Genomic DNA, 24,466 nt, shown 5'->3' with positions numbered 1-24,466 from the left:
GAATTTCGGCGACAACCAGCGGTTTTGTCAGGCTGCTGGTAAGTTTTTTCTGCCACAGAGCAGGCTGGACCAGGAGGGTTCGGCGTGGCGATGAGCGAGATCGGGAGACGGCACTCCCCGGCAGGCAGCAGGAGCGCGGCAGGGCGGATCGCCGCTTCGCCCCTCGCATGGATCATGGCCTTCACGGTGATCGCCGTCGCGGGGCTGATGCTGCCGTTGCGGCTGCCGCTCGGGCCGAATGCCTGGGATACGGTGGTCTATCTCGACGCCATCCAGCGCATCGGCCTCGGCCAGGTCCCGACCATCGATTTCTTCGCGCCGGTCGGTCCGCTCGGCTTCTATCTCGCGGCCGCGCTCGACGCCGTCTTCCCGCATGCCCAGCCGATGCTGCTGATCAACTGGGCGCTGCTGCCGATCATGCTGCCGGCGCTGGCCCTGATCGCCGGCGAGGTGTCCCGACGCTCGCGCCCGCAGGCGCTGGCTCTGGTGCTGCCCTTCCTGCTGTTCGCGGCGCTGCCGATCAACCTGCACGCGCTTTATCCCTCGCCCGGCTTCGACGGATACGGCTTCTACAACCGCCATGTCGCGCTGCTGCTCTACCTGCTGATCGCGACCCTGATCTTCACGCAGCGGCGCGGCTTGCAGATCGCGCTCGTGGCCGTGCTGATGCTGGCGCTGTTCCTGACCAAGGTCACCGGTGCCGTCTCCGGCACGCTGCTCGTCGGCTATGCCACGCTCAGCGGGCGGATGCGTTTTCGCGACGCGGCCGCGGCCGCCGCGCTGGTCCTCCTGGCGCTGGGCGTGCTCGAGCTCGCGACCGGGCTGAGCTCGGCCTATGTCCTGGATATCCTGACCCTGCTCGGGCTCAATACCGGCACGCTGCTGCCGCGCTTCCTCACCGTCGCCTCGGTCAAGTTCAACGTGATCGGGCCGTCGCTTCTCCTGCTCGCCGCGCTCGCCTATGTCACCTGGCGCCAAGGCCTGCCGGCAACGCTCGCCGGCTGGCGGGCGCTGGCGGACGCCCCGATCGGCTGGTTCGCGGCGGGGCTGTTCGCGCTCGCCCTGTTCGAGACCCAGAATACCGGCTCGCTCGAATTCATCGGGCTCTGGCCGATCGTCCTGCCGCTGCTTCTGGACTGGTGGGAGCGTCGCGACGACCGCATGCGGCCCGTGGTTCTCGTGCTCGTGCTCGCGGTCACGCTGCCCAGCGCGGTCATCTGCGCGGAGCGGGGAATGCGCGCGCTGATGAGCGCGCCGAGCTATGTCGCGCTCGATGTGCCCGATCTCGGGCCGCTCGGCCGGGTGAGCGTCAAGCCGGACATCGCCGCGCGTGCCGCCGCGATGCTCGACCACTACGCGACACAGCCCGAGGGCTATCGCGACCTGCTGCGGCGCGACATCCTGCCCTCCTATATCCTTTATTCGGAGATCGACTATCAGGCGACCTGGATGCTCGAAATCCAGCAGGCCATCGGCGCGATCCGGGCCTGGGAGCGCGCCAGCAAGCGCGAGCTCAACGGCTTCTTCACCTTCGATTTCGTCGATCCGCTGAACGTCCTGCTGCAGCGGACGCCGCCGCGCGTCGTGCCCGTTGGCGTCGACCCCGGCCGGAGCACGCCCGATTTGGAGCCGGGTACGCTGGAAGCCCTGCGCCAGACCGACGCGATCCTGATGCCGAAATGCCCGGTGACGACGCCGCGCGAGATGATCCGCAGCCATTTCGCCGCAGCGCTCGAAGGGCGCGAGCGGATCGCGCTCGCGCCCTGCTGGGACATGTATCTCAAGAAATAATCGCCGGATCAGCCGGCCGCCGTCTGGCCGGCTTCCCAGCCGAGGATGGCGCGCTTGCGCGTCAGGCCCCAATGGTAGCCGGTCAGCGCACCGGACTTGCCGATGACGCGATGACAGGGCACCACGAAGGAGATCGGGTTCTTGCCGACCGCCGCGCCCACGGCCCGCGCCGCGCTCGGCTTGCCGATATGGCTGGCGACCTCGCCATAGGTGGTGGCGCAGCCTACGGGGATGCGCAGCAGCGTTTCCCAGACCCGCACCTCGAAATCGGTGCCGATCAGCACCACCCTGAGCGGCGTCTCCGCCGACCAGGCCTTGGGCTCGAAGATGCGACCGGCATAGGGCGCGGTCAGGGCCGGGTCATAATGATAGTCCGCATGGGGCCAGCGCCGCATCATGTCGGCCAGCGCCTCGGCCCGGCCGCCGACGACCTTGCCGCCGTCGACGCTGTTCGAGACCCAGCCGAGGCCGGCCAGGCCGCGGTCGGTGACGACGATCAGCGCTTCGCCGAAGGGCGAGGCATGGAAGCCGTAGGAGAGCTTCAGGCCCTCGCCGCCAGTCTTCCACTCGCCGGGCGACATCGCCTCATGCGTCACGAAGAGATCGTGCAGGCGGCCGGGACCGGAGAGGCCGACTTCGAGCGCCGTGTCGAGGATGCTGGCCGAGGCGGAGAGCAGCCCCTTGGCATGGTCGAGCGTGATCGCCTGCAGGAAGGCCTTCGGCGTCAAACCGCACCAGCGCCGGAAGAGATGGTGGACATCGGTCGGGGTCGCGCCGGCAGCCTCGGCGATCGCCTCGATCGTCGGCTGCTCGCGCCAGTTATGGGTGATGAAGGAGAGAATGCGCCGGACGGTGTCGTAGTCGGATCCGGGGGCGACGGCGGGGAAATCTGCCTCGCTCGGCATGGCATCGGTGGCGCGCGCCAGCACCGCATTGGAGAAGCGCGTCGGGGTCATCGCCGTTTTCATGGAAGCATGAGCGTTCATGGGAGCCTCGCATCATTCGTCATGATGCGAATCTAGGGCGCCCACTATGCCGCTCCCACCCGAAAGCTGGCAAGGGCGGGGTTGCGGGCGCCACCATACATCTCGGATGGAATGCCCTATCCAGACAATGCATCGTCATTCCGGGCTTGACCCGGAATCCATTGTAGGGTGTCGCGCCTTACGATGGATTCCGGATCGGCGCCGCCGACGCGGCTTGTCCGGAATGACGGCGCTGTTCTTGCCGGACGCTATGCTTCATCGTCGGGAACAGACCGAAAGGCGCGTGCATGACCTCCCCCGCCGAAACCGTCATCGATCTCTACCAGCGCCATGCCGCCAGCTATGACCGCCAGCGCGGCAAAACCTTGCACGAGGGAGCCTGGCTCGCGCGATTCCGGCGCCAGCTATCACCCGAAGCCACTATCCTGGATATCGGCTGCGGCACCGGCCAGCCGATCGCCAGCTATTTCCGCGCGCAAGGCCATGCCGTCACCGGCGTCGATTCCGCCCCGGCGATGATCGCGTTGTGCCGGGCGCGCTTTCCGGAGGGCGACTGGCAGGTCGCCGACATGCGCCGGCTCGCCCTCGGGCGCCGCTTCGGCGGGTTGATCGCCTGGGATTCGGTCTTCCACCTGACGCCGGAGGACCAGCGCGGGATGTTCAAGGTTTTCGCGGCGCATGCCGCACCGGGCGCCGCCCTGATGTTCACCAGCGGCCCGGCGCATGGCGAGGCGATCGGCAGCTTCGAGGGCGAGGCGCTCTATCATGGCAGCCTCGATTCCGGAGAGTACCGGGCCTTGCTGGCGGAGAACGGCTTTACCGTCATCGACCATGTCGCCGAGGATCCGGACTGCGGCGGCCATACGATCTGGCTCGCCCAGGCCGCGCCCGCTCAGGGCGCGTTGTAGTCCGGCCCACGGCGGGCGCTCGACAGCGCCGAACCCAGCGCATCGGCGAAGCCCGAGCGCTCATGCGGCGAGAGCGCCGAGGCGATCGCGACGCTCTGCCCGCGCGAGACCAGCTTCAAGCCGAGCAGGCCGTAATCCTCGTCCGTCTGGCGTTCGAGCCGGGTCCAGGCCGGATTGAAGCGCCAGACCGCCTCGCGCCCGTGATGCGAGACCTTGCGCAGCAACACCTCCAGCGGCGTCACCACGATGCGCTCGAAGGCGCGCGCATGCCGGAAATTGACGTGGAAGGCGACGAAGAGCGCGATGACGTCGATGCCGAAGAAGCCGGCGACCGGCCAGGCGCCGAGCACGACGAAGGGAATCGAGGAGACGACGCTCGCCAGGCAGACCAGCGTCATCACGATGCGGAAGCCGTTCTGGCCGAGCGAGCGATGCGGCGTGATCGTGGCGTCGAAGACCGGCCGCTGCAACGCGTCCGCGATCTCGCTGTCAGTCATCTTCGTGCCGGTGCTATTGCCGGGTGTCATGCGACGATTATAACGCCGTCATGGATCAGCGGAACAGGCCCCCTCGCACGGCTGCGCCGGCAAAGCGCATCACGTTGCCGCGCGCGCGCAAGCGGGCGGAGATCTACGAGATCTTCCGCCGTTTCCAGGCCGCCAATCCCGAGCCCAAGGGCGAGCTGGAATCGGTAAACGCCTTCACGCTGCTGGTCGCCGTCGTGCTCTCGGCGCAGGCGACCGATGCCGGCGTCAACAAGGCGACGCGCCCGCTCTTCGCCATCGCCGACACGCCCGCCAAGATGCTCGCGCTCGGCGAGGAGACCGTGCGCGACTACATCAAGACGATCGGGCTCTTCCGCACCAAGGCGAAGAACGTGATCGCGCTCTGCGAGAAGCTCATCGCGGACTATGGCGGCGAGGTGCCGGCGACGCGCGAGGCGCTGGAAAGCCTGCCCGGCGTCGGCCGCAAGACCGCCAATGTCGTGCTCAACATCGCCTTCGGCGAAATCACCCACGCCGTCGACACCCATGTCTTCCGCATCGCCAACCGCCTGCGCATCGCGCCCGGCAAGAACGTGCTGCAGGTCGAGCTCGGGCTTGAGAAGGCGGTGCCGCCGGAATTCGGCCGGCACGCCCATCACTGGCTCATCCTGCACGGGCGCTATACCTGCAAGGCGCTGCGGCCGGAATGCGAACGCTGCATCCAGAACGACCTCTGCGATTCCCCGGACAAACGGATCGCCTGATCCTCCCGCCTGACGCAGCGAGAGCCCTCCCTTCGTCTGCTTGACAGCCCTCGGCGGCTGGGCTGAGCTTCCCACGCCGGATGCCTTCGGGGCTCGGAGAAGCCTGAGAGTCTGCGGCGGAGGAAGCTCGGGAGATCATCCAGATGAAGCGTTTCGTCCTCGCGGCGAGCATCGCCGTCACCGCCCTGTCCGTTCATGCCGGCGCTTTCGCCCAATCCAAAGGACCCGTCGTCGGGGTCAGCTGGTCCAATTTCCAGGAAGAGCGCTGGAAGACCGACGAGGCCGCGATCAAGGCGGCGATCGAGAAGGCCGGCGGCACCTATCTCTCTGCCGACGCGCAGTCCTCGCCGGCCAAGCAGCTCACCGATGTCGAGAGCCTGATCGCGCGCGGCGCCAAGGCGATCATCGTGCTGGCGCAGGATGCGCAGGCGATCCGCCCCGCCGTCGAGAAGGCCGTGAACGAGGGCATAGCCGTCGTCGGCTATGACCGGTTGATCGAGATTCCGCAGGTCTTTTATCTGACCTTCGACAATGTCGAGGTCGGCCGGATGATGGCGCGCGAAATCCAGAAGGCGAAGCCGGCCGGCAACTATGTCTTCATCAAGGGCTCGAGCCAGGATCCGAATGCCGGCTTCCTCTACCAGGGCTCGATCGAGGTGCTGAAGCCCGCGATCGACGGCGGCAAGATCAAGAATGCCGGCGAGGCCTTCACCGATCAATGGCTGCCGGCCAATGCCCAGCGCAACATGGAGCAGATCCTGACGCGCAACCAGAACAAGGTCGATGCCGTGATCGCCGCCAATGACGGCACGGCCGGCGGGGCGATCGCGGCGCTGGATGCGCAGGGCATGGCCGGCTCGGTGCCGGTCTCCGGCCAGGATGCCGACCGCGCGGCGCTCAACCGCGTCGCGTTGGGCACCCAGACCGTGACGATCTGGAAGGATGCGCGCGAGCTCGGGCGAAACGCCGCCGAGATCGCGCTCAAGCTCGCCGGCGGCACCAAGCTCAACGAGATCCCGAAATCGGTGAGCTGGGACCAGGGCCCGTCCAAGCAGAAGATGACCGCGCTGTTCCTGACGCCGGTGCCGGTGACCCGGGAGAACCTCAATGTCGTGATCGATGCCGGCTGGGCGCCGAAGGCGGCGGTCTGCCAGGGCGTCGCGGCCGGCAAGGTCAAGGCCTGTGACTGAAACTGCCCCCGCGCCGGCCAGCCCGGTGCGGGAGGCGCGCGGCCTTGCCGACCGTCTACGCGAGATCGAGTTCGATCCGCGCATGATCGGCATGGTCGCCGCGCTCGCGGTGATCTGGTTCGGCTTCAACTGGCTGTCGGACGGCGCCTTCCTGACGCCGCGCAACCTGTGGAACCTGCTGGTCCAGACCGCCTCGATCGCGATCATGGCCTGCGGCATGGTGCTGGTCATCGTCACCCGCAATATCGACCTCTCGGTCGGCTCGATGCTCGGCTTCGTCGGCATGGTGGTCGGGCTGGTGCAGGTCCGGCTGCTACCGGAGCTCTGGGGCCTGGAACACCCGCTGACCTGGCTGGCCAGCCTGTTGCTGGCGATGGCGCTGGGCGGGCTCGTCGGGCTGCTGCAGGGCGCGCTGATCGCCTATCTCGCCATCCCCTCCTTCATCGTCACGCTCGGCGGGCTGCTGGTCTGGCGCGGCGCGGCCTGGTGGGTGACGCAGGGCCAGACCATCGCGCCGATGGATTCGCGCTTCCGCCCGCTCGGCGGCGGCATCGAGGGCGCGATCGGCACCAGCGCCTCCTGGGCGATCGGCATCGCGCTCTGCGCCGTGATCTGCCTGGGCGCGGCGCTGATCCGGCGCCGACGCAAGCGCTTCGGCTTCGTGCTGCGCCCGCTCTGGGCCGAGATCGCCATCGCCGGGCTCGGCTGCGCCGCCGTGCTGGCCATGGTGCTGGTGGCGAACGCCTATATCCTGCCGGCCGGCGTGGCGCGACGCCTCGTCGAAGCGAAGGGCGGCACCTGGCCGGAAGGCGGGTTCAGCATCGGCCATGGCCTCGCCGTCCCCGTGCTGATGGCGCTCGGCGTCGGCGTCGTCATCACCTTCCTCGCCAAGCGATTGCGCTTCGGCCGCTATGTCTTCGCGATCGGCGGCAACCCGGAAGCGGCGCAGCTCTCCGGCGTGAACACGCGCAAGGTCCTGACGCTGGTCTTCGGGCTGATGGGCGTGCTCGTCGGCATCTCCGCCTGCATTTCCACGGCCCGTCTGAACGCCGCGACCAACGCCGCCGGCACGCTGGACGAGCTCTATGTCATCGCCGCCGCCGTGATCGGCGGCACCTCGCTCGCCGGCGGCGTCGGCACGATCGCCGGCGCGATGCTCGGGGCGCTGGTGATGCAGTCGCTGCAATCCGGCATGGTGCTGATCGGCGTTGACGCCCCCCTGCAGAACATCGTCGTCGGCATCGTCCTCGTGCTCGCGGTCTGGCTCGACGGGCTCTACCGCAAGCGGCTGGGCTAGGAGGAAGCGATGAGCATCGCGGAACCGGCCGTTCTCGCCGAGACCCATCCCGGCCAGGGTAAGCCCCTGATCGAGATGCGCGAGATCTCGATCGCCTTCGGTGGCATCAAGGCGGTCGATGGCGCGAGCGTCGACCTGATGCCGGGCGAGGTCGTCGGCCTGCTCGGCCATAACGGCGCCGGCAAATCGACGCTGATCAAGATCCTCTCGGGCGCCTACAAGGCGGATTCGGGCCTGATCCGGGTCGACGGGGAGGAGGTCACGGTCTCAAGCCCGCGCGACGCCAAGCGCCACGGCATCGAGACGATCTACCAGACGCTCGCGCTCGCCGACAATGTCGACGCTGCCGCCAATATCTTCCTCGGCCGCGAATTGCTGACCGGCTGGGGCACGCTCGACGACGCGACAATGGAGTCCGAGACCCGCAAGGTGATGGGCCGCCTCAACCCGCATTTCCGGCGCTTCAAGGAGCCGGTAAAGGCCCTCTCCGGTGGCCAGCGCCAGTCGGTCGCGATCGCCCGCGCGATCTATTTCAACGCGCGCGTGCTGATCATGGACGAGCCCACGGCGGCGCTCGGCCCTGCCGAGACCAAGCAGGTCGCCGAGCTCATCCTGCAGCTCAAGAAACAGGGCATCGGCATCTTCCTGATCAGCCACGACCTGCATGATGTCTTCGATCTCGCCGATCGCGTCACGGTGATGAAGAACGGCAAGGTCGTCGGCACCGCCCGCACGGCTGACGTCACCCAGGACGAGGTGCTGGGCATGATCATCTCGGGCAAATGCCCGCCGGCCGCGGTGGCGGGGCCGGGGGCGCTCAAGACATAGGCGGGCGCCAGAAGCCGTCATGCTCGGGCTTGACCCGAGCATCTCAGGACAGAAAGGCGCCCTTTACTACATGTGATTCTCGGGTCGAAGCGATGCTTCGCCCGAGAATGACGGCGCTCTACCTGCTGCTCACTTCGCGTCGAGCAGGTCCTTCACCGACAGCAGGACCAGCTCGTTGTCGTCGGCCTTCTTCGGGTCGCGCGAGGAGGAGAAGGGCAGGTTGTTGTCGTTGCCGACGACGATGATGCCGTTGGCGCGATCGACCACGTCGACATTCTCGATGGTGAAGAACGGGAAGGGCAGCACGCCGTCGATGGCACCCTGCTTCGCCTTGCGGTCGGGATCGGCGATCTTCATCAGGTCGATGAAGCCGACCTTGCGCACGGGCTTGCCGACATTCGCCTCGGTCATCTCGATCTTCACGACGCGCTTGAACTTGGCGAGATCGTGGAAGCAGTCCGGACCCTTCTGGCCGGGGGCGCAGGCCTTGTCGGCGGTGCCTTCGCCGTTATCGCGTTCAATAATGAGCGCTGTAGACCCGTCGATCATATTGAAGTCGCCGATGGCGTTGCCCTTCAGCTCCAGCGGGTAGAACCAGGAGCGGCCGGTCCATTTCTCATTGGCGACATCGAATTCAAGGATGCGCAGCACGTCCTTGCCATCGATCTCCTCGTTTCCCTTGGTCTCCGCGTTCCAGAGCGGTCCTTCGAGCAGCGGATAGAGGAAGCGGCCGTCCGGCGACTGCGCCATGCCCTCGAAGCCCTTCGAGCGGCGCACGTTGAAGGCAACGCTCTGGTCCGGCGCCCCCGGCGTCGTGATGGCGTAATGGTCCGGCGAGCGGGCCGGCTTGCCGTCGACCAGCGTCTCGAACACCGCCTCGACCTTGCCATTGGCATCGACGCGGATGAGGTAGGGGCCGAACTCCTCGCCGATCCAGACCTTGCCGCCGATCGGCTGGATCGACTCGGGATCGAAATCCGCGCCGGTCAGGTAGCGCTTTTCCGTGCCCTCATGGACGATGCGGAAGGGGATCTTCTTGTCGGGATCGTGCAGGAAGGTGGTCGAGAGCCGCTCGACCACGCCCTTGCCGAAATCGGCCTTGAGGCGGTGGAAGAACAGCATCGCGTCGGGCGAATTCGCCTTGGCGCCGAAGCCGTTATCGGTCAGCACGAGGAATTCGCTATTGCCGAGCGAGCGGATGCCGGAGAAGCCCTGCACGGGCTGGCCGGCGAAGGGGGTGGAGAGCCCGGTCGGGCGGCCGCCCGAGGTGCCCATAACGCTGCCGACCGCCTCGACCCGCTTGCCCGGCGTGACGAACTTGCCGGAGACCTTGAGGTCGGCCGGCGCATCGGCCGGCGCGGGGATGATGGTGTTCGCCGGCAGCAGGGCATGGCCGACGAGCTTCGACGGGAATTCCTTCTGTGCGTCCTGCGCTCCCGCGAGAACGGTCGAAGAGAGCAACAGGGCGGCGATGAGCGGCAGGCGCATGAGATAGCTCCAGGATGAGGCGAAGCCCTCGCTTCGCCCGCCCGGATTGCGGCGCGACGACAGCGCCGCGACCGTTCCGTGACAGCCTGCCGAACTGAGATTTCGCATCGGCTTTTTCCGACAGCAGCGCTCCCCTTTTCGGGCCGATGCTCTGTGCTCAGTAACCCCGTTCCGGATCAACCACGTTGAGCAGCGGCTCGCCGGCTTCCAGCCGCCGAATCTGCGTGGCGATCGCGGTCGCAATCGCCTCCGGCTCCGACATCGCCGAGTTATGCGGGGTGACCGTCACGCCCGGATGGGTCCAGAGGGCCGAATCCGCCGGCAGCGGCTCGACCTCGAAGACATCGAGCGTCGCGCCCTTGAGCGTACCGGCATCGAGCGCGGCGAGGATGTCGTCTGCGACCTGCAGGCCGCCGCGCCCGGCATTGATCAGGAACGGCCCGCCGAGGCGCCCGCCCTGCGCGAGACCCGCGAGCATCCCGGCATTGATGATGCCACGCGTATCCGGGGTCAGCGGCAGCAGGCTGACGAGAATGTCGGTACGGGCGAGAAAGGCCTTCATGCCGTCCTCGCCGGAGAAAGTCTGGAGACCCTCGATCGTCTTGGGCGAGCGGCTCCAGCCCGCGACATCGAAGCCCATGATGGCGAGCTTGCGGGCTGCGTCCTGGCCGAGTTCGCCAAGGCCCATCACGCCGACGCGGACCGAGCGGGCAGCGGGCTGGTTGCGGTCATCGTCCCAGAGCTTTTCGCGCTGCTGGCGGTCATAGCGGCGCTGCTGACGCAGATAGCTCAGGCAGTGCAGGACGATATATTCGCTCATCCGCGTCGTCAGGTCGGGATCGACGATGCGCGCGATCGGCGCTGACGGCAGCTTGTCGTCGGCAAAGAGGAAATCGACGCCGGCGCCGAGCGAGAAGATCGCGGCGAGATTGGGCAGGCCGGTGAGGCTGCCGGGCGGGTGCTTCCAGCTTGCGACATAGTGGACGGCGCGGCGGTCGAAGGGCTCGCCCAGGACGACGATCGGCATATCCGGCAGCAGCGCCTGGAAGCGCGCACGCCAATCCTCGATATGCCAGCCGCTCATGGCCAGAAGCAAACTCATCCCGTAACCCTCTCCGTAACCCGTTCCGCGACCAGCGGGCCGCGCGCCGCACCCTCTCCGATCCGATAGGCCTTGCGCAAGCGCTCGCTTGCCGCAGCGTAACCGCCCTCATTGCGGGCATGGACGATGCCGAGCGGCCGGTCGGCCCCGACGGTGTCGCCGACGCCAGCCAAAGCGACGATGCCGACGGCATGGTCGATCGGGTCCTGCGGGCGCACGCGGCCACCGCCGAGCGCCACGACGGCGAGCCCGACGGCGCGCGTGTCGATGGACGCGACGCTCCCCGGCACTTCAGGATAGACCGGCTTCGCGATCGGCGCGGCGGGGAGATGCTTCTCCGGCGCCTCCAGCAGGTCGGCCGGACCGCCAAGCGCCACGATCATCCGGGCGAAGCGCTCGGCCGCAGCGCCGGAGGCGAAGGCCTGCTCGATCTTCGCACGGGCGGCATCGAGATCCGGCGCGAGCTTGCCGAGCAGCAGCATCTCGGCCGCGAGCGCCACCGTGACCTCGTGGAAGCGTGGTTCGCGCCGCCGCCCTGTCAGATGATCGAGCGCATAGGCGACCTCGAGCGCATTGCCGGCCGCCGAGGCCAGCGGCTCGTTCATGTCAGTGAGCAAAGCGTTCGTCGGCATGCCCGCGCCATTGGCGACGCCGACCAGCGCCTGCGCCAAAGCCTGCGCCTTGCCGTAATCCGGCAGGAAGGCGCCGGAGCCGAATTTCACGTCCATGGCGAGGCCGTGCAGGCCGGCGGCGAGCTTCTTCGACAGGATCGAGGCGGTGATCAGCGGCAGCGATTCCACCGTCGCGGTGACGTCGCGGATGGCATAGAGGCGCTTGTCGGCCGGGGCGAGATCGGCGGTCTGGCCGATGATGGCGCAGCCGGCCTCGCGCACCACCTTGCGGAAGAGGCTGATGCCGGGCTGCGTGACATAGCCCGGCACCGCGTCGAGCTTGTCGAGCGTGCCGCCGGTATGGCCGAGGCCGCGGCCGGAGATCATCGGGACATGGCCGCCGCAGGCCGCGACCGCCGCCGCCAATGGCAGACTGACGGTATCGCCGACGCCGCCGGTCGAGTGCTTGTCGAGCGCCGGGCCGGGCAGATCGTCCCAGCGCAGCACCGTGCCGGAATCGCGCATGGCCAGCGTCAGCGCCACGCGCTCGCGCTCGCTCATGCCGTTGAAATAGACCGCCATGGCGAAGGCGGCGGCCTGGCCCTCGCTGACCGAGCCGTCAGGCAGGCCGGCGATGAGCTGGCGGATATCGGCCTCGGGCAATTCCGCGCCGTCGCGCTTGGCGGCGATGATCTCCTGGGTCAGGCGCATCAATAGCCCCCACGCGGTGTGGCATCGGGCGCAGCGCCGGCGATGGCCTCGACAAGTGCCGTATAGAGGCCGCTGGCGCCGAAGCGGAAGGTCGTGGGCGCCGCCCAATCCTCGCCCATGATCGCATCCGCAAGGTCGAGATAGCGCCTGGCGTCGGCCAGCGTCCGGATGCCGCCGGACGGCTTCAGCCCAATGGGACGGCCCGCCTCCGCGATGACGTTCAGCATCACGCGGGCGGCAGGGATGCTGGCCGAATTCGCGGTCTTGCCGGTCGAGGTCTTGATGAAATCGGCGCCGGCGGCGATGGCGAGCTCGGACGTGGTCCTGACCTTGTCGAGATTGGGATATTCGCCGGTCTCAAGGATCACCTTCAGCCGCCGCTCGTCGCAGAGCGACTTGACGTTGCGGACCATGGCCGTCGCCGCGGTGGTCTGGCCGGCGAGCACGGCCCGCCAGGGCAGGACGAGGTCGATCTCGTCGGCACCGGCGGCGAGCGCCTCCTCCGTCTCGCGCATGGCCGGCACGATCGGCGTGTCGCCATCCGGGAAATTGACGACGGTCGCGATGCGGACGGGCCCGTCGCCGAGCTCCGTGCGCGCTATCGCGACGAAGCGCGGCCACAGGCACACCGCCGCGACCGGCACGGGGCCGGAAATAGCGCGGTGGCAGAGATCGCGGGTGCCTTCCTCCGTCGCGTCATCGGCGAGATCGGTGAGGTCGAGGAGCGCAAGCGCGCGCCTGGCGAGATCGGCATCGGACATATCTACAACTCCGACAGGAAGGCGCGCATCAGACGCTTGAGCGCGCCGGCCGCGAGGCCTGCGACATCGCGGGTCTCGCTATGATGCGGCGTGCCGCCATGCAGGCCGGCGCCCATATTGGTGACGATCGACAAACCGGCGACGCGCAAGCCGTAGCGCCGGGCCAGGATGACTTCCGGCACGGTCGACATGCCCACGAGATCGGCGCCCAGGGTCTTCGCCATGCGGATTTCGGCCGGCGTCTCGAAGCTCGGCCCGGTGAACCACATATAGACGCCCTCCCCAAGCGGGATCGCCGCCTTCTGGGCCGCGCGCTTGAAGCGGCCGCGCAGATGCGGATCATAGGCATCGACCATCGGCACGAAGCGGCCATCGCCGGTATCGCCGACGAGGGGATTGGGGCCGTTGAGATTGATGTGGTCCGTGATCAGGGCAAGGCTGCCCGGACGCATGTCGAGCGAGAGCGAGCCCGCCGCATTGGTCAGGATCAGCGGCGGCGAGCCGAAGGCGGCGAGCATGCCGAGGGGCACGCGCATCACGGCGGGGTCGCCGCCCTCGTAGTAATGGGCACGGCCCTGATAGATCAGCAGCTTGCGGCCATGCAGCATGCCATAGCAGAGCTGGCGGGCATGGCCGGAGACCTCGCCGCGCGGAAAGCCGGGCAGGTCGGCATAGGGAATGCGGATCGCATCTTGGATATCCTCGGCGACGGCGCCGAGGCCGGTGCCGAGCACGATCGCGCAATCGATCGCGCCGACGCCCCGCTCCGCCAGGATGGACGCCACTTCGTCGAAGGCCGGATCGGCCGCCATCGCACGCTCTCCATTGGCCGCGCAAAGCGGCGCCAAATCACCGCGGCAAATTGGCCGGTCCGAAGGAGGCTGGCAACAGCTCCTCCAGCGTGAAGCGCGCCCGGATGCCCTCGGGGCCGGCGATCGCAATGGGCGTCTCCGGCGCCGCAAATTCGCGGATGCGCTGGCGGCAGGCGCCGCAGGGCGTGACCAGTTCGGCACCCTCGCCGAAGACGACGATAGCGCGGATCGCCTTCGCGCCGGCCGCGATCATCGCGGACATCGCCCCGGCCTCGGCGCAGGAGCCGACGGGATAGGCGGCGTTCTCGACATTGCAGCCGGCATGGACCGCGCCGTCATCGGCGAGCAGCGCAGCGCCGACCTTGAAGCGCGAATAGGGCGCATAGGCGCGCGGCTGGATGGCGGCCGCAGCGGCGAACAGGGCCTCGAAATCGATATCGGCCGGCAAATCAGCGTTCCTTGACATAGGGCAGGCCGGAGGCCTTGGGCGGCGTCGCCTTGCCGATGAAGCCGGCGAGCAGGACGATGGTCATCAGATAGGGCAAGGCCTGGATCGCTTCCACCGGAACGAGGCCGATGCCCGGCAGTGTCACACCCTGGAGCCGGATCGCAACCGCATCGAGCAGGCCGAAGAGCAGGCAGGCGCCAAGCGCGGGCCAGGGCCGCCAATTGGCGAAGATCACGGCGGCCAGCGCGATGAAGCCGCGCCCCGCCGTCATATGCGGCAGGAACCCGGCGGATTGCGCCACAGCGAGATAGGTGCCGCCGATGCCGCAGAGCACGCCGCAGATCGCGACCGCGCCGTAGCGCAGGCCGGCGACCGAGATGCCAGCCGTGTCGACCGCCGCCGGATTCTCGCCGACGGCGCGGATGCGCAGGCCGAAGCGGGTGCGCTTCAGCACGAGGGCGGTGACGAGCACGCAGAGGAAGGCGAGATAGGCCGGGGCGGCATGGCCGGAGACGACCTCGTCGTAGAACAGGCCGAGCCCAGGCAGATTGGCGCGCGCCCAGCCGGCGAAGGGCAATGTGAGCTCGCCGAAGCGGGCCGCGCCTTCCAGCGAAGGGGTGCGCCCGCCCTGCCCGTACCAGGCATTGCCGAGGATGACGGTGAGCCCGGCCGCCAGCATGTTGATGGCGACGCCGGAGACGATCTGGTTGCCGCGCCAGGTGATCGCGGCGAAGCCATGGACCAGCGCCAGGGCCAGCGCTGCCAGAATGCCGGCGCCGAGCCCGATCCAGGCGGAGCCGGTGACGAAGGCCGCGACCGCCGAGGCGAAGGCGGCGACCAGCATCTTGCCTTCCAGCCCGATATCGACGACGCCGGCCCGCTCCGACCAGAGCCCGGCCATCGCCGCGCAGATCAGCGGGATCGAAAGCCGGATCATCGAATCGAACACGACGGCGATCAGCTGGAGCAGGTCCATCGTCAGCTGCTCCCCTTTGTCATTCCGGGGCTTCGCCTAGCGAAGAACCCGGAACCCACGACTGGGTGCATGCTTTCGAAACGGCGACGGACGGGCTCACCCGGTCGTGGGTTCCGGGTTCGGTCCTGCGGACCGCCCCGGAATGACAGAAGGGCTCGCGCCGTCATGATGCCCGCCCCATTCCGAGCACGCCCGCGACGAGTTGGCGGAACAGCCCGTCCAGTGCGCCGGCGAACAGGACGAGCACGCCCCCGATGACCACGACCATGTCGCGGGTGATGGCCGGCTTGTCGAAGGAAAGCTCCGCGCCGCCCTGATAGAGCACGCCGAAGAGCAGGGCGGCGAGGCCGACACCGACCGGATGACCGCGCCCCATCAAGGCGACCGCAATGCCGACGAAGCCGTAGCCGGCGGTGAAATCGAGCACGAGCCGATGCTGGACGCCGAGCGCCTCGTTGACAGCAAGCCCGCCGGCCAGCGCACCCGAGATCGCCATGGCGATCATGGTGACCGCGGCGGGCGAGATGCCGGCATAGGCGGCGGCGCGCGGATTGGCGCCGACGGTGCGGATCGCATAGCCCAATCGCGTGCGCCAGATCAGCAGCCAGACAGCGACAAGCGCCATCAGGGCCAGCAGGAAGGCGGTGTTGAGCGGGGTCGAGGGCAGGTCGATGCCGAGAGGCGCCAGGAATTGGTGCATCGGCGTCAGCACCGCCTGCGCCGGGAAATCCGGCGTCTCCGGCTGCATCGAGCCGGGTTTGCCGATGATCTCGCGGAGCAGATAAACGATCAGCGTGGCCGCGACGAAGTTCAGCATGATCGTGGTGATGACGACATGGCTGCCGCGCTTCGCCTGGAGCCAGCCGGGAATGAAGGCGTAAGCCGCGCCGCCCGCCGCGGCCGCCAGGATGGCGAAGGGCGCGGCGAGGAACCCCGGCAAGGCCGGGACCGCAAGACAGGCGATCGCCATGGCGATGCCGGCCACCGTCGCCTGCCCCTCGCCGCCGATATTGAACAGGCCGGCATGGAAGGCGACGGCGACCGCGAGCCCGGTGAAGATGAAATTCGTGGCGTAGTAGAGCGTGAAGCCGATGCCCTCGGCGCTGCCAAGGGCGCCGCGCAGGAGCAGCGCCGTCGCTTCCAGCGGATTCTCGCCGATGCCGACGACCACGAGCCCGGCGACGAGCAGGGCCGCCGCGACCGAAACCAGCGGCACCAGAGCGACATCGGCCCAGCGCGGAAGGTCGACGGGCGCGGCGCTCATCCGGCGAGCGTCACGTTGCCGGCGGCATCGAGCGGAAAGAACGGGTTGTGTGCGATCTCCCAGAGATGGCCGTCGGGATCGGCGACATAACCGGAATAGCCGCCCCAGAAGACCTTGCGGGGCGATTTCACGGTCGCCGCGCCTGCCGCGACCATCTCCGCGAACAATGCATCGACCTGCGCCTCGCTGCGCAGGTTATGCGCTAGGGTGATACCGGAGAAGCCGGCCGCGCTATCCGCAACCTCTGCATCCTTCGCCAGTTCGGCTCTGGGAAAGAGAGACAGGCCGATCCCGTTCAGCTGGAAGAAGGCGACGCTATCCTGCCGCGGTTCGATCTCCTGCCAGCCCAGCGCGGCATAGAAGCGCCGCGAGCGAGCGATGTCCCCGACGCCCAGCGTCACCAGTGTCAGCCTCTGTTCCATCACGCCGCCTCGTCCGTTACGCCGGCCATCAGCAGGCCGAGATCGCGCTCGTCGGCGGTCTCCGCCACCCGCTCGCCGGTGATCCGGCCGCCGCACATGGCGATGATTCGGTCGGACAACGCCATCACCTCCTCGAGCTCGACCGAGACGAGCAGGATCGCGACGCCGGCATCGCGCAAAGCCACCAACCGGCGATGGATGAACTCGATCGCGCCGATATCGACGCCGCGCGTCGGCTGGCCGACGAGCAGGACTTTTGGGCCGCGCTCGATCTCGCGGGCGAGCACGATCTTCTGCTGGTTGCCGCCGGAGAATTTCGCCGTCTTCAGCGCCGGATCGGGCGGGCGGACATCGTAGGCCGCGAAGGCCGCTCGCGCATGGGCCTCGATGCGGGCCGGCGAGAGCAAGGGGCCGGTACCGAAAGCGGGATCATGCTGGTAGCCGAGGATGGCGTTCTCGGCGGCGGAAAAGGCGGTGACGAGGCCGGTGCGGTGGCGATCCTCCGGGATATGCATCAGGCCGCGTTCGCGCAGCCTCGCCGGATGGCGATCAGCGGCCGCGAGGATCTGCCCGTCCAGCCGGATCACGCCGCGGCTCGGCTGGATCAAGCCAGCCAGCAGCTCCAGCAACTCGCTCTGGCCATTGCCGGCGACCCCCGCGATGCCGACAATCTCGCCTTCATGGAGTGTGAGGTTCACATCCTTCAGGGTCTCGGTGCCGCGCCCGTCGCGGCAGGACAGGCCGACCGCCTCCAGCACCGGGGCGCCGCGCTCGCGCGGCTGCTTCTCGACGCGCAGCAGCACGCGCCTCCCAACCATCGCTTCGGCCAGGGCCGGCGGCGAGGTTTCGGCGGTGGCGACATGGGCGACCATCTCGCCACGGCGCATCACCGAGACCCGGTCGGTCACGTCCATGATCTCGCGCAGCTTATGGGTGATCAGGATCACCGTCTTGCCCTGTGCCTTCAACGCCCGGAGCAGGGCGAAGAGCTGGTCGGCCTCGGGCGGGGTCAGCACCGCGGTGGGCTCGTCGAGGATCAGGATCTCGGCGCCGCGATAGAGCGCCTTCAGGATCTCGACGCGCTGCTGCAGGCCGACGGAAAGCTCGCCGACGATGGCATCGGGATCGATGGCGAGGCCATAGTCCTGCGAGAGCTTTGCGAGCGCTGCGCGAGCTTTGGTGACGCCGCCTTTCAGAAAGGCCCCGCCCTCGGCGCCCAACACGACGTTCTCGACGACGCTCAGCGTCTCAACCAGCATGAAATGCTGATGGACCATGCCGATCCCGGCCGCGATCGCGTCGGCCGAGGAGCGGATGCGGCGCGGCGCGCCCGCGATCCTGATCTCGCCGGAATCGGCCTCGTAGAAGCCGTAGAGGATCGACATCAGCGTCGACTTGCCGGCGCCGTTCTCGCCGACGATGCCGTGAATCGAGCCGGCCGCGACCGAGAGGGAGACGTCCCTGTTGGCGGCGACCGGGCCGAAGCGCTTGGAGATGCCGATCAGTTCGATGGCGGGCGCAGAGCTCAAGGGAACGGCCTGCGCCTCACATCGTGCATTTCTGGTCGGACATGTAGTCGTGGACCTTGACGGTGCCGGCGATGATGTCGGCCTTGGCCTTGTCGGCGGCAGCCTTCATCTCGGGCGTGATCAGGGCCTTGTTGTTGTCGTCCAGCGCCCAGTCGATGCCGTCTTCCTTCAGGCCGAGCACCGAGACGCCGGGCTTCCAGGAGCCGTCTTGCGCCGCCTTGAAGGAATTATAGGCGGCGACGTCGACGCGCTTGAGCATCGAGGTCAGCACCTTGCCGGGATGAAGCGCGTTCTGGTTGGAATCGACGCCGATGCCGAGCTTGCCGGCATCCGCCACCGCCCGGAGCACGCCGATGCCGGTGCCGCCGGCCGCGTGATAGACCACGTCCGCCCCGCGATCGATCTGCGACTTCGCAAGCTCGCCGCCCTTGACCGGGTCGTTCCAGGCGGCCGGCGTCGAGCCGGTCATGTTCTGGAAGATCTCGGCATCGGCCTTGCCGGCCTTGACGCCCTGGACATAGCCGCAGGCGAACTTGCGGATCAGCGGGATATCCATGCCGCCGACGAAGCCGACCTTGCCGGATTTCGAGGCCATCGCCGCGAGCAGGCCGACGAGATAGGAGCCCTCATGCTCCTTGAAGACGACCGACTGCACGTTCGGCAGCTCGACGACCATGTCGATGATCGTGAATTTCAGGTTCGGGAACTCGGCCGCGACCTTCTGCAGGGCGGTCGCCTGCGAGAAGCCGACCGCGATGATCGGCGAATGGCCGTCGCGGGCGAAGCGGCGCAGGGCCTGCTCGATCTGCGCGTCGTTCGTCGGCTCGAAATCCCGGAAATCGACATTCGTCTCCTTCTTGAACTTCTCGGCGCCGATGAAGACGCCCTCGTTGAAGGATTTGTCGAATTTGCCGCCCTTGTCATAGACGATGGCCGGCTTGATCGGCTGCGATTGCGCGCAAGCCGCCACAGCCGAAAGCGCAACGCCGGCGAGCGCCGCCGCGAAAGAACCCAAACGCATCGAACCGATCCCCTGTTGCTGCCGGGCGCCGTTGTCCGGCCCTCGATGGCGCCACGATGGCATGGCCCGGGCGCGGGGCCAAGCCGGCGTAAGGTCATGCCCGTCGCGAGGGAGCGGTCGCGCGGGGATGGCGATTGCCGAAGGGCGGCTAGCGGCCTTAGGCTAGCGGCCATGATGCTCAACGACGACGAGATCGAGCGCTATGCGCGCCATATCGTCCTGCCCGAGATCGGAGGGCCGGGCCAGCAGCGCCTGAAGAACGCGCGCGTGCTGGTGATCGGCGCCGGCGGGCTCGGCGCGCCGCTGATCCAGTATCTGGCGGCGGCCGGCGTCGGCAAGATCGGGATCGTCGACGACGACATCGTCTCGCTCTCGAACCTGCAGCGCCAGACCATCTTCACCACCGAGGATATCGGCGCGCACAAGGCCGTGGTCGCCGCCCGTTTCGTGCGCAACCTCAACCGGAATGTCGTGGTCGAGGAGCATGTCACGCGGCTCGATCCGCACAATGCTCGCGCGCTGATCGCCTTCTACGATGTCGTGGCCGAAGGATCCGACAATTTCGCGACGCGCTATGCCGTCACCGATGCCTGTTTCCACGAGCACAAGCCGGTGGTGATGGGCGCGCTCGGGCGCTTCGACGGCTCGCTGACCACGATCCGCGCCCATGAGAGCGGGCCGGACGGGCGGCAGAACCCGACCTGGCGCTGCCTCTTTCCGGACGCGCCGCCGCCCGGCGCGATCCCGACCTGCGCGGAGGCCGGCGTGCTCGGCGCCCTGCCCGGCGTGATCGGCTCGCTGATGGCGCTGGAGGTGATGCGCGCCGTCACCGGCTTCGGCGAACCGCTCGTCGGCAAGCTGCTGCTGGTCGATGCGCTGACGATGCGCTTCGAGACGCTGCGCTATGGCTGGGATGAGGCCAACCCGCTCAACGGCAGCGGCGTCGCGGCTTGAGTTCCGATGCAGGGCGTCATTCTCGGGCTTGACCCGAGAATCTCTGGAAAGAACGGCGCCGAGCCTCCTTCGGCATGAGATGCTCGGGTCAAGCCCGAGCATGACGACGCGGGTGGCGCAGCCTGTTGCCGGCTGCGCTCAGCGCTTGCTCTCGATCACGTCGAAGAGCTGCGCCGCGAGATCCGGACCGCCGAGCTTCTTGATCGCGCGCACGCCGGTCGGCGCGGTGACGTTGATCTCGGTGAGCTTGCCATGGATCACGTCGATGCCGACAAGCAGCAGGCCGCGCTCGCGCAAGGTCGGGCCGATCGCCTCGCAGATCGCGAGTTCCTGCTTCGACAGGTCGGTCGGGCGCGCCGCGCCGCCGCGCACCATGTTGGCGCGGAGATCACCGACCGCCGGAACGCGATTGACGGCGCCGGCCGCCTTGCCGTCGATCAGGATGATGCGCTTGTCGCCCTCGGTGACCTCCTTGATGAAGCCCTGCACCACCCAGGGCTCGCGGAAGAGGTTGCTGAACAGGTCGAAAAGCGAGCCGAAATTCGGGTCGGTCTTGCTGGTCTTGAACACGGTCGCGCCGCCATGGCCGTAGAGCGGCTTCATGACGATCTCGCCATGCTCGTCGCGGAAGGCCTCGATCTCCGCCTTGTCGCGGGTGATCAGGGTCGGCGGCATCAGTTCCGGGAAATGGGTGACGAGGATTTTCTCGGGCGCGTTGCGCACGGAGGTCGGGTCGTTGACCACCAGCGTCTTCGGGTGGATGCGCTCCAGCATATGAGTGGTCGTGACATAGGCCATGTCGAAGGGCGGGTCCTGCCGCAACAGGACGACGTCCAGCGTCGACAGGTCGATCTTCTCCTCGGCGCCTGCGGTGAAATAATCGCCGTCGACGTCGCGCACCTTCACCGGGCGCATCGGCGCGGTGACCTTGCCGTCGCGCATCGAGAGCTTGTCGGGCGTGTAGGTGTAGAGCGAATGGCCGCGCGCCTGCGCTTCCAGCATCAGCGCGAAGCCGGTATCCCCGGCAATCCGGATGCGCTCGATCGGGTCCATCTGGATGGCGACGTTGAGGCTCATGACAGGCTTCCTATTGCAGGCCGTTCTTATCGGGCCGCGGGCGGGGTTCCTGCAAGTGGGGCGCCCTGCATCAGAGGACAAGCGCGAAGGCGGCGGGGACATGGCGCGGCCGGCACCAGGGCGCCAGGAACACCGCATCGGCCCGCAAATAATGCCCGGCAGCCCAGGGATTGCGCGAGAGCCAGTGCCGGATGCGCCGCTCGACCAGACGCTGCTTTTCCGCGGTGATCGCGATCATGGCGTCTTCGAGCCGGCCTCTCGCCTTGACCTCGACGAAGGCGATGGTGCGGCCGCGCTTCATCACGAGATCGATCTCGCCGCCCTTGCCGCCGAAGCGCCGCTCCAGCAGGCGATAGCCCTTCGCCGTCAGCCAGAGGATGGCGAGCCATTCGGCGCGGCGCCCTGTGAGGCCGGAACGCTGCGCCTTAAGGCTGCGCCCGCCCGGATCGGCGCCTGCCCGGCTCACGGATCGTCGCGGGTGAGTTCGAGGGCGCGGGCATAGACCTTGCGGCGCGGCTGGCCGGTCTCGGCCGCGACCTGCGCCACGGCTTCCTTCAGGGAAACCTTCAATAGCGCCGCACGCAGGCGCTCGTCGATCGCCTCGTCGGTGGGAACGAGGTCGGCGGCACCTGGCGGACCGATGATGACGACGATCTCGCCGCGCGCCTCTTCCTCGCCATCGTAATGGGCGGCTAGTTCCGGAAGCGTGCCGCGCCGGACCGTCTCGTAGAACTTGGTGAGCTCGCGCGCGACGGCACCCGGTCGGGCGCCCAGCACGGCGGCGGCGTCCGTCAGCATCTCGGCGAGGCGCCGGGGCGATTCGAAGAAGACCAGCGTGCCGGGGATCGCGGCGAGCTCGGTCAGACGGGTGCGGCGCCCGCCCGATTTGGGGGGCAGGAAACCCTCGAAGAAAAAGCGATCCGTCGGCAGGCCGGCCAGTACCAGCGCCGCCAGCACGGCGGAGGGGCCGGGGATGCCGGTAACCGGCAAGCCTTCCGCCACCAGTTCGGCGACCAGCTTGTAGCCGGGGTCGGAGACGAGCGGCGTGCCGGCATCGGAGATCAGGGCGAGCTTGCCGCCCTCGCGCAGCTTCGCCAGCACTTTCGGGCGCATCTGCGCGGCATTATGCTCGTGATAGGGCAGGAGCGGCGTCGATATCCCGTAATGCGCGAGGAGCGTCTTCGACGTCCGGGTGTCCTCGGCCAGGATCGCGTCGGCGGCGGCGAGCGTCGCCAGCGCGCGGAACGAGATGTCGCGGAGGTTGCCGATCGGGGTCGCGACGATGTGCAGGCCCGACGCCAGAGGCTCGGCCTCGGCTTTCAGGCCGAAGGCGGTGTAGCTGGGCGGGCGGTGGGCGGCATCGGTCGACATTGGGCCACGCTGCCACAGCGGCCGCGCCCGCGCCATGGCAAGGCGTGCCTGTCTCCCTGCAACCTATAGTTAACAACTTGAAAATAGGCTTCCACACTGGCACGAGAGGTCCGGGGGTAGAACAGTTCCGCAGGACCTATCGCGGGCGGCGCTTCGCCGGCCCGGTCACGACTGGAGATCGCCCGTGTTTCATCGGCACCTCGCACCGACCCTGCGATCCAAGGCACGGGCCTTCGCCGTCCTGCTGCCGCTTGCGCTCGCCGCTTGCGGCGGCGGCACCTCCGGCATGCCGGGCTTCGATTCGGGCGCGCCCGCAGCCGGCGGCGCGGCGCCGACCGGCCAGACCATCGGCACCGGCAAGGTCAAGGTCGGCCTCATCCTGCCGCTGACCGCCGAGGGCCAGGGCGCCGTCGTCGGCAACTCCCTCAAGAACGCCGCCGAGATGGCGCTGGCCGAATTCCCGAACGCCGACCTGACTTTGCTGGTCAAGGACGATCGCGGCACGCCGGAGGGCGCCCGCGCCGCCGCGCAGGAGGCTCTTTCGGAAGGCGCCGAGCTGATCGTCGGCCCGCTCTTCGCGCCGTCCGTCCAGGCCGCGGGGCAGGTCGCGCGTGCCGCCAACAAGCCGGTCATCGCCTTCTCCAGCGATTCCAACGTCGCGACCCGCGGCGTCTACCTGCTCTCCTTCCCGCCCGAGAACGACGTCAACCGCGTCATCGGCTATGCCGCCCAGCAGGGCCGCAAGTCCTTTGCCGCGCTCTTGCCCGACACCGCCTATGGCAAGGTGGTCGAGGCGGCCTTCCAGCAGGCGGCAGCCAGCCGTGGCGTGCGCGTCGCCGCGATCGAGCATTTCGGCGCCGATCCGGCCGCGATGAAGGCCGCGATCCAGCGCCTGATGCCCTCGCTCGCCCAGGCCGATGCCCTGTTCGTGCCGGCCGCCGCCGATACGATGCCGACGATCGGCCAGCTGCTGCAGGAGGCCGGCTACAATCCGGCCAAGGTCAAGCCGCTCGGCACCGGCGTCTGGAACGATGCGGGTATCGCGCGCGTGGCGGGCATCCAGGGCGGCTGGTTCGCCTCGCCCGACACGGCCGGCTTCAACGCCTTCGCGGGCCGCTACCAGCAGCGCTTCAACAGCGCGCCGACCCGCACCGCGACGCTCTCCTATGACGCCGTCTCGCTGGCGGCGGCCCTGGCGCGTACGCAAGGCTCGCAGCGCTTCTCGGAGGCCGTGCTGACCAATGGTTCGGGCTTCGCCGGGGCGGACGGCGTCTTTCGCTTCCGCCCGGACGGGCAGGTCGAGCGCGGGCTCGCGGTGCTGGAGCTGCGCAACGGCCAGATCGTCACGATCAACGCCGCGCCGCGCGATCTCGGGCCGCGGTCGCAGTAAGACCCCACGCCGTCATGGTCGGGCTTGTCCCGACCATCCACGTCTTCGCGGGTCGAGTGTCGTGTTCAAGACGTGGATGCTCGCCACAAGGGCGAGCATGACGAAGCTGGAACAAGGTCGTGTTCCTGTCTCTTATACACATCTGACGCTGCCGACGATTAACCTTGGCATTGAGAAGGGGGGGGGGGGGGGGGGGGGGGGGGGGGGGGGGGGGGGGGGGGGGGGGGGGGGGGGGGGGGGGGGGGGGGGGGGGGGGGGGGGGGGGGGGGGGGGGGGGGGG

Annotated in this window: 24 protein-coding genes; 8 read left to right on the top strand and 16 right to left on the bottom strand. The window is 68.3% G+C overall.

Going from position 1 to position 24,466, the window contains the following annotated elements; all coding sequences use genetic code 11:
- The first annotated feature begins 90 nt into the window (after positions 1-90).
- Entirely contained in the window at positions 91-1,791 is a 1,701-nt protein-coding gene (locus tag JHD80_RS10490) for a hypothetical protein (RefSeq protein WP_199086797.1), read from the top strand.
- A gap of 8 nt (positions 1,792-1,799) precedes the next feature.
- Here the strand turns inward: JHD80_RS10490 and JHD80_RS10485 are convergent, their stop codons facing one another.
- Positions 1,800-2,696 (bottom strand): methylated-DNA--[protein]-cysteine S-methyltransferase, encoded by an 897-nt coding sequence (locus JHD80_RS10485; protein ID WP_248311482.1) that lies wholly within the window; start codon positions 2,694-2,696, stop codon positions 1,800-1,802.
- 368 nt (positions 2,697-3,064) lie between these two features.
- Between JHD80_RS10485 and JHD80_RS10480 the strand changes: the two genes are divergently transcribed.
- Positions 3,065-3,685 (top strand): class I SAM-dependent DNA methyltransferase, encoded by a 621-nt coding sequence (locus JHD80_RS10480; protein ID WP_199086793.1) that lies wholly within the window; start codon positions 3,065-3,067, stop codon positions 3,683-3,685.
- Here the strand turns inward: JHD80_RS10480 and JHD80_RS10475 are convergent.
- Positions 3,670-4,212 carry a DUF2244 domain-containing protein gene (locus JHD80_RS10475; RefSeq protein ID WP_248311479.1) on the bottom strand — a complete coding sequence of 181 codons (543 nt, stop codon included), beginning with the start codon at positions 4,210-4,212 and terminating at the stop codon, positions 3,670-3,672. The genes JHD80_RS10480 and JHD80_RS10475 overlap by 16 nt on opposite strands.
- Before the next feature lie 20 nt (positions 4,213-4,232).
- On the opposite strand from JHD80_RS10475, the gene nth reads away from it, so the two are divergent.
- The 4 genes from nth to JHD80_RS10455 all read left to right on the top strand — a co-directional run bounded on the left by nth (position 4,233) and on the right by JHD80_RS10455 (position 8,249).
- A complete protein-coding gene (gene nth / locus JHD80_RS10470) occupies positions 4,233-4,934 on the top strand; it encodes an endonuclease III (RefSeq protein WP_199086791.1) in 702 nt (233 codons plus the stop codon).
- A 143-nt stretch (positions 4,935-5,077) separates the two neighbouring features.
- Positions 5,078-6,124 carry a D-xylose ABC transporter substrate-binding protein gene (gene xylF / locus JHD80_RS10465; RefSeq protein ID WP_199086789.1) on the top strand — a complete coding sequence of 349 codons (1,047 nt, stop codon included), beginning with the start codon at positions 5,078-5,080 and terminating at the stop codon, positions 6,122-6,124.
- Positions 6,054-7,421 (top strand): sugar ABC transporter permease, encoded by a 1,368-nt coding sequence (locus tag JHD80_RS10460; protein ID WP_199086787.1) that lies wholly within the window; start codon positions 6,054-6,056, stop codon positions 7,419-7,421. The genes xylF and JHD80_RS10460 overlap by 71 nt, the downstream gene beginning before the upstream one ends.
- A 9-nt stretch (positions 7,422-7,430) precedes the next feature.
- Positions 7,431-8,249: an ATP-binding cassette domain-containing protein gene (locus tag JHD80_RS10455; protein WP_199086785.1), complete on the top strand. Its 819-nt coding sequence runs from the start codon at positions 7,431-7,433 to the stop codon at positions 8,247-8,249.
- A 129-nt stretch (positions 8,250-8,378) separates the two neighbouring features.
- Here the strand turns inward: JHD80_RS10455 and JHD80_RS10450 are convergent, their stop codons facing one another.
- The 11 genes from JHD80_RS10450 to JHD80_RS10400 form a co-directional block, all read right to left on the bottom strand.
- Entirely contained in the window at positions 8,379-9,737 is a 1,359-nt protein-coding gene (locus tag JHD80_RS10450; RefSeq protein WP_199086860.1) for an esterase-like activity of phytase family protein, read from the bottom strand.
- Positions 9,738-9,894: 157 nt separating this feature from the next.
- Positions 9,895-10,839: a 2-hydroxyacid dehydrogenase gene (locus JHD80_RS10445; protein WP_199086783.1), complete on the bottom strand. Its 945-nt coding sequence runs from the start codon at positions 10,837-10,839 to the stop codon at positions 9,895-9,897.
- The gene (gene deoA / locus JHD80_RS10440; RefSeq protein ID WP_199086781.1) at positions 10,836-12,161 is read right to left on the bottom strand and encodes a thymidine phosphorylase; all 1,326 of its coding nucleotides are present in this window, start codon (positions 12,159-12,161) and stop codon (positions 10,836-10,838) included. The genes JHD80_RS10445 and deoA overlap by 4 nt, the downstream gene beginning before the upstream one ends.
- Entirely contained in the window at positions 12,161-12,922 is a 762-nt protein-coding gene (gene deoC, locus JHD80_RS10435; RefSeq protein ID WP_199086780.1) for a deoxyribose-phosphate aldolase, read from the bottom strand. Before deoC ends, deoA begins: the two co-directional genes overlap by 1 nt.
- Positions 12,923-12,924: 2 nt before the next feature.
- Entirely contained in the window at positions 12,925-13,734 is an 810-nt protein-coding gene (locus tag JHD80_RS10430; protein WP_199086778.1) for a purine-nucleoside phosphorylase, read from the bottom strand.
- 37 nt (positions 13,735-13,771) lie between these two features.
- Positions 13,772-14,182: a cytidine deaminase gene (locus JHD80_RS10425; RefSeq protein ID WP_248311478.1), complete on the bottom strand. Its 411-nt coding sequence runs from the start codon at positions 14,180-14,182 to the stop codon at positions 13,772-13,774.
- 1 nt (position 14,183) lies between these two features.
- Positions 14,184-15,158, bottom strand: coding sequence for an ABC transporter permease (locus JHD80_RS10420; protein ID WP_199086774.1), 975 nt, complete (start codon positions 15,156-15,158; stop codon positions 14,184-14,186).
- Between the two features lie 163 nt (positions 15,159-15,321).
- Positions 15,322-16,422 carry an ABC transporter permease gene (locus JHD80_RS10415; protein WP_199086772.1) on the bottom strand — a complete coding sequence of 367 codons (1,101 nt, stop codon included), beginning with the start codon at positions 16,420-16,422 and terminating at the stop codon, positions 15,322-15,324.
- Complete coding sequence (locus JHD80_RS10410) at positions 16,419-16,844, bottom strand: VOC family protein (RefSeq protein ID WP_199086770.1); 426 nt, start codon at positions 16,842-16,844, stop codon at positions 16,419-16,421. Before JHD80_RS10410 ends, JHD80_RS10415 begins: the two co-directional genes overlap by 4 nt.
- Positions 16,844-18,373 carry an ABC transporter ATP-binding protein gene (locus JHD80_RS10405; RefSeq protein ID WP_199086768.1) on the bottom strand — a complete coding sequence of 510 codons (1,530 nt, stop codon included), beginning with the start codon at positions 18,371-18,373 and terminating at the stop codon, positions 16,844-16,846. Before JHD80_RS10405 ends, JHD80_RS10410 begins: the two co-directional genes overlap by 1 nt.
- Before the next feature lie 16 nt (positions 18,374-18,389).
- Entirely contained in the window at positions 18,390-19,394 is a 1,005-nt protein-coding gene (locus tag JHD80_RS10400; RefSeq protein ID WP_199086766.1) for a BMP family lipoprotein, read from the bottom strand.
- A gap of 171 nt (positions 19,395-19,565) precedes the next feature.
- On the opposite strand from JHD80_RS10400, the gene JHD80_RS10395 reads away from it, so the two are divergent.
- A complete protein-coding gene (locus tag JHD80_RS10395) occupies positions 19,566-20,348 on the top strand; it encodes a HesA/MoeB/ThiF family protein (RefSeq protein ID WP_199086764.1) in 783 nt (260 codons plus the stop codon).
- Positions 20,349-20,486: 138 nt separating this feature from the next.
- On the opposite strand, the gene gshB is transcribed toward JHD80_RS10395, so the two are convergent.
- The 3 genes from gshB to rsmI form a co-directional block, all read right to left on the bottom strand.
- On the bottom strand, positions 20,487-21,425 hold the full coding sequence (gene gshB / locus JHD80_RS10390) for a glutathione synthase (protein WP_199086762.1): 939 nt from the start codon (positions 21,423-21,425) through the stop codon (positions 20,487-20,489).
- A gap of 70 nt (positions 21,426-21,495) precedes the next feature.
- Positions 21,496-21,891, bottom strand: coding sequence for a YraN family protein (locus tag JHD80_RS10385; protein ID WP_199086760.1), 396 nt, complete (start codon positions 21,889-21,891; stop codon positions 21,496-21,498).
- The gene (gene rsmI / locus JHD80_RS10380) at positions 21,888-22,796 is read right to left on the bottom strand and encodes a 16S rRNA (cytidine(1402)-2'-O)-methyltransferase (protein ID WP_199086758.1); all 909 of its coding nucleotides are present in this window, start codon (positions 22,794-22,796) and stop codon (positions 21,888-21,890) included. The genes JHD80_RS10385 and rsmI overlap by 4 nt, the downstream gene beginning before the upstream one ends.
- A gap of 184 nt (positions 22,797-22,980) precedes the next feature.
- Between rsmI and JHD80_RS10375 the strand changes: the two genes are divergently transcribed.
- Positions 22,981-24,186: a penicillin-binding protein activator gene (locus JHD80_RS10375; protein WP_349237246.1), complete on the top strand. Its 1,206-nt coding sequence runs from the start codon at positions 22,981-22,983 to the stop codon at positions 24,184-24,186.
- Positions 24,187-24,466 lie beyond the last annotated feature (280 nt).

Origin of the sequence: Allobosea sp. ASV33 (assembly GCF_016428755.1) — a bacterium.
Taxonomy (GTDB): domain Bacteria; phylum Pseudomonadota; class Alphaproteobacteria; order Rhizobiales; family Beijerinckiaceae; genus Allobosea.
This window is presented reverse-complemented; position numbering and strand designations above follow the sequence as displayed.